Source organism: Pandoraea horticolens (assembly GCF_902459555.1).
Classification (GTDB): domain Bacteria; phylum Pseudomonadota; class Gammaproteobacteria; order Burkholderiales; family Burkholderiaceae; genus Pandoraea; species Pandoraea horticolens.
Window position 1 is genome coordinate 600,329 of record NZ_CABPSM010000002.1, and the last position, 9,634, is coordinate 609,962.

At 63.6% G+C, this 9,634-nt stretch carries 7 protein-coding genes; 5 read left to right on the forward strand and 2 right to left on the reverse strand.

Annotated features, from left to right (window positions below; translation table 11 throughout):
* Positions 1–41 precede the first annotated feature (41 nt).
* From thrC to moaE, 4 genes are read left to right on the forward strand one after another with little or no spacing between them, the layout of a single operon-like run.
* Entirely contained in the window at positions 42–1,508 is a 1,467-nt protein-coding gene (gene thrC / locus PHO31112_RS06630) for a threonine synthase (RefSeq protein ID WP_150619745.1), read from the forward strand.
* Positions 1,509–1,549: 41 nt separating this feature from the next.
* On the forward strand, positions 1,550–2,761 hold the full coding sequence (locus PHO31112_RS06635) for a molybdopterin molybdotransferase MoeA (RefSeq protein ID WP_150619746.1): 1,212 nt from the start codon (positions 1,550–1,552) through the stop codon (positions 2,759–2,761).
* A 39-nt stretch (positions 2,762–2,800) separates the two neighbouring features.
* A complete protein-coding gene (moaD, locus tag PHO31112_RS06640) occupies positions 2,801–3,058 on the forward strand; it encodes a molybdopterin converting factor subunit 1 (protein WP_010803822.1) in 258 nt (85 codons plus the stop codon).
* Positions 3,059–3,110: 52 nt separating this feature from the next.
* Entirely contained in the window at positions 3,111–3,593 is a 483-nt protein-coding gene (moaE, locus tag PHO31112_RS06645; RefSeq protein WP_150619747.1) for a molybdopterin synthase catalytic subunit MoaE, read from the forward strand.
* Between the two features lie 56 nt (positions 3,594–3,649).
* Here moaE and PHO31112_RS06650 read toward each other — a convergent pair whose 3' ends face one another.
* Entirely contained in the window at positions 3,650–4,273 is a 624-nt protein-coding gene (locus PHO31112_RS06650) for a group III truncated hemoglobin (RefSeq protein WP_425495158.1), read from the reverse strand.
* Between the two features lie 145 nt (positions 4,274–4,418).
* Between PHO31112_RS06650 and clpB the strand changes: the two genes are divergently transcribed.
* Complete coding sequence (gene clpB / locus PHO31112_RS06655) at positions 4,419–7,046, forward strand: ATP-dependent chaperone ClpB (protein ID WP_150619748.1); 2,628 nt, start codon at positions 4,419–4,421, stop codon at positions 7,044–7,046.
* A 269-nt stretch (positions 7,047–7,315) separates the two neighbouring features.
* On the opposite strand, the gene PHO31112_RS27095 is transcribed toward clpB, so the two are convergent.
* Positions 7,316–9,634: RCC1 domain-containing protein (locus PHO31112_RS27095; RefSeq protein WP_425495159.1), on the reverse strand; the 2,319-nt coding region annotated here is incomplete at its 5' end.

Here is a 9,634-nt window from a genome sequence, read left to right on the forward strand (position 1 = left end):
GCGTCTGGCCACACGAACCGATACGACAGGACACGACCCACATGAAATACATCTCCACGCGCGGCGCGGGCCTGACCTCGGGCGAACCGCAATCGTTTTCCAGCATTCTGCTCGGCGGTCTGGCACCGGATGGTGGCCTGTACCTGCCGACGCAATACCCGCAAGTGACGGCCGGCGAGTTGCGCGCCTGGCGACAGTTGTCGTACGCCGATCTGGCCGCCAAGGTGCTGGCCAAGTTCGCGGGCGATATTCCGGCCGAAACGCTGGCGGACCTGACGAAGCGCACGTACACCGCCGAGGTGTACCGCAACGTGCGTCCGGGTGAGGACGCCACCGAGATCACGCCGCTGCTGCCGCTGGGTGTCGAGAAGGACACGCAACTCTCGCTGCTGGCGCTCTCGAACGGCCCGACGCTCGCGTTCAAGGACATGGCCATGCAGTTGCTGGGCAACCTGTTCGAGTACGCACTGGCGCAGCATGGCGACGCGCTCAACATTCTTGGCGCGACGTCGGGTGACACGGGCAGCGCGGCCGAGTACGCCATGCGCGGCAAGGAAGGCATTCGCGTCTTCATGCTCTCGCCTGCCGGCAAGATGAGTGCGTTCCAGACGGCACAGATGTACAGCCTGCAAGACCCGAACATCTTCAACCTCGCGGTCGAAGGCGTGTTCGACGACGCGCAGGACATCGTCAAGGCCGTCTCGAACGATCACGCCTACAAGGCGCGCTACAAGATCGGCACGGTCAACTCGATCAACTGGGCACGTGTCGTGGCGCAGGTCGTGTACTACTTCAAGGGATATTTTGCGGCCACGGGCGGCAAGGCGGGGCAGGACGGCGAAGTGTCGTTTACGGTGCCGTCGGGCAACTTCGGCAACGTTTGCGCGGGCCATATCGCGCGCATGATGGGCCTGCCGATTCGCAAGCTGGTCGTGGCGACGAACGAGAACGACGTGCTCGACGAATTCTTCCGCACCGGCCGTTATCGCGTGCGCAAGTCCGCCGAAACGCTCCACACGAGCAGTCCCAGCATGGACATCTCGAAGGCATCGAACTTCGAGCGATTCCTGTTCGATCTGCTCGGTCGCGATGCCAAGGCGACCGCCGGGTTGCTGTCGAAAGTGGAGCGCGAAGGCGGCTTCGATCTGTCGGGTACCGAGGCGTTCGCCCGAGTGGCGCGGTTCGGTTTCGTCTCAGGCCGCAGCACGCACGCCGATCGCGTGACGACGATTCAGGACGTGGCCAAGCGCTACGGCGTGGTTATCGATACCCACACGGCCGATGGCGTGAAGGTGGCCCGCGAAGCCCTCGAGCCCGGTGTGCCGATGGTGGTGCTCGAGACCGCGCAGCCGGCGAAGTTTGCCGAGACGATTCGCGAGGCGTTGCATCGCGAGCCGCCGCGGCCTGCCGGGTTCGAGCAGCTCGAATCGCTGCCGCAACGCTTTGAGACCGTGCCGAACGACGTGGCACGGGTGAAGGCCTATATCGCGGAGCACACCGGCTTGTAAGCCGGCGATTGCTCTGTCCTCTGACTTCCGGGCCATTCGTCATGCTGAGTACACAAGAAGCGCTTGATGCCGTGCTGGCGGCTGCCCGCCCGCTCTATCGGAGGGAGACGGTCGACACGCTGGCGGCCAACGGCCGCGTGCTGGCGGCCGACGTGATTGCCACCCTCGACGTACCCCCCATGGACACGAGTGCCATGGACGGTTACGCCGTGCGGGTGGCCGACTTGCAGGGAGGCGAGACGGGGTTGCCGGTCTCGCAACGCGTTGCTGCGGGGCATTCACCCGAACCGCTTGCCGGCGGTACGGCGGCGCGCATCTTCACGGGGGCGCCGGTGCCGCAAGGTGCCGATGCCGTCGTCATGCAAGAGCAGTGCGAGGCGCGCGACGATGGTTCGGTCGTCATTCGTCATACCCCGGCCGAAGGCGAATTCGTCAATCGGCAGGGGGCAGATATTCGGCGTGATAGCGTTGTGCTCGCCGCAGGCACGCGGCTGCGGGCGCCGGCGCTGGGGTTGGCTGCCTCCGTCGGTATGGCGAAGCTGCAAGTCGCACGCCGCCTGCGTGTGGCCGTGTTCTTCACCGGTGACGAACTGACGATGCCCGGCGAGACGTTGCGCGCGGGCAGCATCTACAACTCCAACCGCTTCGTGTTGCGCAGCCTGTTGGAGAATCTGGGTTGCGAGATGACCGATTACGGCATCGTCCCGGACAATCTGGCGGCCACGCGTGCGATTCTGCGCGACGCCGCACGTGCCAACGACCTGATCATCACGTCCGGCGGTGTGTCGGTAGGCGAGGAAGATCACGTCAAACCGGCGGTGGAAGCCGAGGGTCGCCTCAATCTGTGGCAGATCGCCCTCAAGCCGGGCAAGCCGCTGGCGTACGGTGAAGTTAATCGCGCGAGCGGCGAGACGGCGCACTTCATCGGCTTGCCGGGCAATCCGGTGTCGAGCTTCGTGACATTCCTGCTGTTCGTGCGTCCGTTCATCTTGCGGTTGCAGGGTGTCACGGACGTGACGCCGCGCCGCATCGCCATGCGTGCCGATTTCACGCAGACGAAGGCGGATCGCCGCAACGAGTTCATGCGGGCCCGGATCAATGCCCAGGGTGGCCTCGACGCCTTTCCCAATCAGAGTTCGGCGGTCCTCACGTCGACCGTGTGGGGCGACGGCCTCATCGACAATCCCCCGGGCCATCGCATCGAAGCAGGGCAGACAGTGGCGTTCCTGCCATTCTCAGACCTCCTATATTGAGAGACAGGCCCGTCGCACTTGCGGCGGACCAGCCAGACTATGCAGATCGATCTTCGCTTTTTCGCCAGCGTCCGTGAGGCGCTGAATGTCGCTGAGGAGCGCGTCGAGGTTCCGGCCGGGATTGCCACGGTGGGAGACGTGCGTCAGTGGCTGTGCGGTCGCGGCCCGGTCTGGGCCGAGACGCTGGGTGCGCAGCGCTCGCTGCGCATGGCGCTGAACCATACGATGGTGCCGGCTGCCACGCGCCTGACCGAGGGGTGCGAAGTCGCGTTTTTCCCGCCCGTCACGGGCGGTTGAGCCGCCATCGCTCGCCAGCATGGCGAAACACTGAGCAGGAGACACCGCCACCATGCCGATTCGCGTACAGACGGAGGATTTCGACCTGTCGGAGGAGATTCGCCAACTACGCGCGGGCGATCTGCGCGTGGGGGCTGTGGCGAGCTTTGTCGGCACGGTGCGTGATCTGAACGACGGCAAGGATGTCTCGCGCATGACCCTCGAGCACTATCCGGGCATGACGGAGAAGGCGCTGGAGGCGATCGTCGTGCAGGCCCGCGAGCGTTGGCGCCTGTTCGACGCGCTGGTGATCCACCGCTACGGCGACTTGGGGTCGGGCGATCAGATCGTGCTGGTCGCCGTCACGTCGGCCCATCGGGGGGACGCCTTCGCCGCGTGCGAGTTCATCATGGACTATCTGAAGACCGAGGCGCCGTTCTGGAAGAAGGAATCGACGCCGCAGGGCGAGCGCTGGGTCGATGCGCGCGAGACCGATACCGCCGCGCGGGACCGCTGGGTGACGAGCGAAACGTCCGGCTCGGCGGAAAATCGCTGATTTTCTATTTGTTGCATCCTAACGTCGGCAAACGATCGGGATTTTTGCCAATCACGTCATGTGGGTCGTGCGTGAGGCTGTGCCGGTTTTGCCTGCTTCACGCTGTCGAGTAGCGCCTTCTGCGCAGGGGGCAGCGTGTACTCCCATCCGAACAGATTCAATTGAAGGCTCTCCGCGATACGGATGGCCGGCTCCGCAAAGGCGAAGGCGGCCTGCGGCTCGAACAGGTGATCCAGCGTGTCGAAGAAGAGGGCAAGCCAGCGGCTGAAATGCGCCCCGCTCAGGTGACCAAAGGGCTGGTGAGCCTGCGTCACATTGCCGCGATACCGTTTCGCGCCAAGCACGATGCTCGACCAGAACCCCACCATTTTTTCCAGATGCATGTCCCAGCGGCCTTCGAGCGCTTGCTGGAAAACCGGCCCGAGCATATCGTCGTCGCGAATCCGCCCGTAGAACGTGTGGACGAGCAGGCGCACGGCATCGTCGTCAATCCCGGCGAGGCGCTTTTCGGGCCATTCGCCCGGTGTTTGGTGGGAGGTTTCGGCAGGCATTGGGGAGAATAACCGGGGTGGGTACACGGGCTTTTTTTTGTGTTTCGGTGCCGGGATAACGCATGGTGCGGCACGCTGAAAATGGCTATTATGAGCTTCAAACCTGGGTGTGTCCTGCGGTTGTTTCACGCCGCCGAACTCTCCCGTCGCAAGCCCCGATACCGGCTTTCACCGGCGTGGTGCGAAATGTCAATCGTCGCGCTGTAATGCCCCTTGAAACCCCAGGGGATTGTCCGCACATCCGATCCAGAATGATTTCTAACCGGAGCACTAGATGCGACAAGACAAATTCACCACGCAGTTCCTGGAAGCGCTGGCTGATGCCCAAAGCATGGCGGTCGGTCGCGATCAGCAATACATCGAACCGCTGCATCTTCTCGCGGCGCTGATCGCAGAGCCCGAGGGCGCTGCGCGCTCGTTGCTGCAACGCGCGGGCGTACAGGTCCAGCCGTTGGCGCATGACGTCGAGACGGCCATCGCGAAGCTGCCGCAGGTGCAGGGCACCGACGGCAACGTTCAGGTCAGCCGCGAACTCGCGGGCCTGCTCAACCAGGCCGACAAGGAAGCGCAGAAACATGATGATAGCTATATCGCCACCGAAATGTTCTTGCTGGCGCTCGCCGACGACAAGGGCGAAACGGGCAAGCTCGCCCGTGCTCGTGGCCTGACGCGCAAGTCGCTGGAAGCGGCCATCCAGGGCGTGCGCGGCGGGCAATCCGTCAACAGCCAGGAGGCGGAAGGCCAACGCGAAGCCCTCAAGAAATACACACTTGATCTGACCGAACGCGCTGCCCTCGGCAAGCTCGACCCGGTGATCGGCCGCGACGACGAAATTCGTCGCACGATCCAGATTCTGCAACGCCGTACGAAGAACAACCCGGTGCTCATCGGTGAGCCGGGCGTGGGCAAGACCGCCATTGTGGAAGGCCTCGCTCAGCGTATCGTCAACGGCGAAGTGCCGGAGTCGCTCAAGAACAAGCGCGTGCTCTCTCTTGACATGGCGGGTTTGCTCGCCGGCGCGAAATTCCGCGGCGAGTTCGAAGAGCGTCTAAAGAGCGTGCTGGGCGACATTGCCAAGGACGAAGGCCGCACGATTCTGTTCATCGACGAGATTCACACGATGGTCGGTGCAGGCAAGGCCGAAGGCGCGATGGACGCCGGCAATATGCTCAAGCCCGCGCTCGCGCGTGGCGAACTGCATTGCATCGGCGCCACCACGCTCGACGAATACCGCAAGTACATCGAGAAGGACGCCGCTCTGGAGCGTCGTTTCCAGAAGGTGCTTGTCGACGAGCCGAGCGTCGAGGCAACCATCGCCATTCTGCGCGGCTTGCAGGAAAAGTACGAACTGCACCACGGCGTGGAGATTACCGATCCGGCCATCGTGGCGGCGGCTGAACTCAGCCAGCGCTACATCACCGACCGGTTCCTGCCGGACAAGGCCATCGACCTGATCGATGAGGCGGCCTCGAAGATCAAGATGGAGATCGATTCGAAGCCGGAAGTGATGGACAAGCTCGACCGTCGTCTGATCCAGTTGAAGATTGAGCGTGAGGCCGTCAAGAAGGAAACCGACGAAGCGTCGCAAAAGCGCCTGGGGTTGATCGAGGAAGAGATTTCGCGCCTGGAGCGTGAGTACGCCGACCTCGAAGAAATCTGGACGGCCGAAAAGGCTGCCGTGCAGGGTAGCGCCCAGGTCAAGGAAGAGATCGACCGGGTGCGTGCCGAGATCACGAAGCTGCAACGTGAGGGCAAGCTCGACAAGGTGGCTGAGCTGCAATACGGTAAGCTGCCGCAGCTCGAAGCGCAGTTGAAGGATGCCGCTGCCGCAGAAGCGGCGGGCCAGCAGGCGCATCCGCGTCTGTTGCGCACGCAGGTGGGCACTGAAGAAATTGCCGAAGTGATCTCGCGAGCCACGGGCATCCCGGTCTCGAAGATGATGCAAGGCGAGCGCGAAAAGCTGCTCAATATGGAAGCCAAGCTGCATGAGCGCGTGGTGGGGCAGGACGAGGCGATTACCGCCGTGGCCGATGCCATCCGCCGTTCGCGTGCGGGGCTTGCAGACCCGAACCGTCCGTATGGGTCGTTCCTGTTCCTCGGGCCGACCGGTGTGGGCAAGACCGAGCTTTGCAAGGCGCTGGCGATGTTCCTGTTCGATTCGGAGGATCACCTCATCCGTATCGACATGAGCGAGTTCATGGAGAAGCACAGCGTGGCGCGTCTGATCGGTGCGCCTCCGGGCTATGTCGGCTACGAAGAGGGCGGCTACCTGACGGAAGCCGTGCGTCGCAAGCCGTACAGCGTGATCCTGCTCGACGAAGTCGAAAAGGCCCATCCGGACGTGTTCAACGTGCTGCTGCAAGTGCTTGACGATGGCCGGATGACTGACGGGCAGGGCCGTACCGTGGACTTCAAGAACACGGTGATCGTGATGACGTCGAACCTCGGCTCGTCGATGATCCAGTCGATGGTCGGCGAGCCGCAGGAACGGATCAAGGACGCGGTGTGGACGGAGATCAAGGATCACTTCCGTCCGGAGTTCCTGAACCGGATCGACGAAGTCGTGGTGTTCCATGGGCTCGACCAGAAGCATATCGAGTCGATTGCCACGATCCAGATCGAGATCCTGCGTCAACGTCTGGCCAAGCTGGACATGACGCTCGAGGTCAGCAAGGCGGCACTCATGCATGTGGCGCGCGAAGGCTTCGACCCGGTGTTCGGGGCACGGCCGCTCAAGCGGGCCATTCAGCAGGAGATCGAGAACCCGGTCGCCAAGCTGGTGCTCGCGGGCAAGTTCGGGCCGAAGGACACCATCCCGGTCGACTGGCGCAATGGGCGCTTCACCTTCGAGGGCGAAAGCGCTCAGCAGGCGAGCAACGAGACCGAAGCCACCGCCGGGTAAGCCTGAATAGAACAAACCTGAGCTATCCCCGTGCTCCGAGAGGAGCGCGGGGATTTTTTTGTTACAGGGGTTAGTTACGGGTATGGAGAAACCACACATTGGTTGTCCATATGGACGGAGCACAAAACATCTGACTCACGAACCGCACCCGATTTGCACTAAGAGCGTAGGTTTTTACTGAGGATTGTGTGCGGGATTGTATTCCCTGGTCGTCGCATGTTCGGAAACGAGCCGCAAGATCGACCGTACGACGTTCCGGACGTCCTGCGTCAAACATCGAGCGCCGCGATGGCTTTGCCTTGTTCCGTGGCATAGGAAACTCCGCCCGATGTCGCCTGATAAAACAAGCTGCTGTCGAGAACCGATTTGACCCCGGAACTGTCGCCACCGGCGACCGAATTGCCCCAGGTCGCCACGCCGCCTCCCTCTTTCAGCGCGGCGAAGGCTTGTGCGTTGCCGTACACGGCGCGAATGTTGACGAGCTGGCTGGCGACCGCCGCCGTGTCGCCGGAGGGGGTCGAGGCGGGCCATGCGACGACCGTGCCGTTGCGGCGCAGCGCCGCGAAGGCCAAGGAGGTGCTCGCGACCTGCACGATATCGTCCAGGTCGAGGATTTCCTTCGGGGGAGTCCCCACCGCCCCCCATGAGACTACCTTGCCATTGCTACGGCGCGCGCAGAAAGACTTATAGGTCGCACTGACATCCACGATGTCGTCGAAGGCTCCAATGTCGGTGGGTACCGTTCCGCCGTAAGCCGAGGCGCCCCATGCCAGCACGTCGCCGCCGGTGGTGAGCACCGCGAAGGCAGAACCCGTGGCACTGGCCAGTTTGGCGATGTCGCGGCGCGCCGCGATGGCGTCAGGCACACTGCCGCCGGAGCTTGGGTCGCCCCAGGCAACCACGGTACCGTTGCTGCGCAGCGCGCAGAACGCAGAAAGGTTGCCGCGCACGTCCACGATGTCGTTGAGCCCCCTGATGTTGCCGGGGACTTCGCCGCCACAGGTACTGGGCCCCCAGGCCATCACCTGATTGTTGCGCCGCAGCGCGCAAAAAGCGCAGTCGGTGGTGGCAATCGTCACCACGTCGCTCAGTGCCGCGGCTTCGGCGGAGAGCGTGCCGCCTCTGCCCGCTGGGCCCCAAGCGGCCAGCGTACCGTTACCCTCGATCGCCACGAAAGCTCCGCCATTACCGAAAATGCGTTTTGCATTGACGATGTTCGTGGTGGGGGGCATCGATCCACCCATCGCGGTATTGCCCCACGGGACGGCACGGCCGTTGCTGAGCCGCGCCGCGAAGGCGGCTCCTGTCGCATCGACCTCGACCACGTTGGTATAGGTCATGATCGTGGGGGGTACGTTGCCGCCGTAATCGGGTGCGCCCCAAGAGATCACACTATCACCGGACAGCAATGCGGTGAACGCGGCTATGGGGGCCGAGCCCCCCAGGATGAGCGTCATCCCCGAGCCGATGATATTGACCGGGTTGATCGTCACCTGGCCGGATTTGGTGCGCACCTTCAGCGCCACCCAGGGGCGCGTGTCATGGAAGGTGGTGTCTTGGATCCAGGTGGATTCGTCGTCGTAACGCCACTCGGCGACCAAATCGCCGCGCGTGTTCTTGTCCAGCGCGCGCAGGTACTGCGGCCTCGACAAAATCCCCTGATGGGAGCCACCACCAGCGCGCGCACCCATCACCAGCACGTCGCCGCTGCCGATTTCGCGCCGCACGTCGTAGACGGAGGGCGGGGAGATTTCGTCCTGCCCCCCGGCCGCGCGCATGAGGGTGTAGTCGAGCGTGACGGTTTGCCCGGTGTCGGCCACGACGATCGACTTGTCCACGGTGATGGTGACGTCCTTGCCGACGTCGCTGTCCTGGGCGTTATAAAGGAAGGTGCCGCTGCCGGCGCCGGGCAGGCCGGTCCAGCGCAGTTCGATCTGGTCGCCCTGCTGGAACGCGGCGCTGCTGTCGATGCGCACGGTGGCGCCCGTGGCGGGCACGTCGTCGGGATTGAGCACGGTGCCCACGGCCTGATCGATGGTGGCGGGCGGCAGTGCGGGCAGCTTGATGGTGAAATCGAGCCCTGTGCTCGCCCCTTGGCGAACGCCGCCGCGCAGCCATTCGTACCAGACGTCTACCGTGCCATTAATGCCGGCGTAGATCTTGTCACGCGGTACGCTGAACTGGATGTCGGTCGGCTGGCTGCCGACGATGCGGTCGCTCTGATCCGTGCCAGCGGCGATGGTGTTGTCCCAATGCAGGCGCACCGTGTCGCCCTGCAGCATGCCGGTGACGTACGTGACGATGACCACCACGCCCGCATCAGGCACGGTGCGCGGATCAAGCACGCCGTTGTTGAGCGAGGGGACCCGCGGCGGGAGCAATTCCGAACTCTGGCGCTCGACGCGCACGTCCAGCTCGGGGGAGGTGCGCAGCACCGGCGAACCGTCGTCCACCGTGTAGAACAATGTCGCGGTTTTGTTGAGGAAGGGCGTGATGTTTGCGAGCGGGATAGGGCGCTGGATCGGCTTGTTCGCGCTGACCATGGCGCTGGACACGTCGATATACCACTCCAGGCCGCCGCTGCCTGG

What these genes read in the sequence shown, in the direction of transcription:
- clpB (WP_150619748.1), top strand. Translation starts at nt 4,419, where the DNA reads ATGCGACAAGACAAATTCACCACGCAGTTCCTGGAAGCGCTGGCTGAT.
- thrC (WP_150619745.1), top strand. Translation starts at nt 42, where the DNA reads ATGAAATACATCTCCACGCGCGGCGCGGGCCTGACCTCGGGCGAACCG.
- moaD (WP_010803822.1), top strand. Translation starts at nt 2,801, where the DNA reads ATGCAGATCGATCTTCGCTTTTTCGCCAGCGTCCGTGAGGCGCTGAAT.
- moaE (WP_150619747.1), top strand. Translation starts at nt 3,111, where the DNA reads ATGCCGATTCGCGTACAGACGGAGGATTTCGACCTGTCGGAGGAGATT.
- PHO31112_RS06635 (WP_150619746.1), top strand. Translation starts at nt 1,550, where the DNA reads ATGCTGAGTACACAAGAAGCGCTTGATGCCGTGCTGGCGGCTGCCCGC.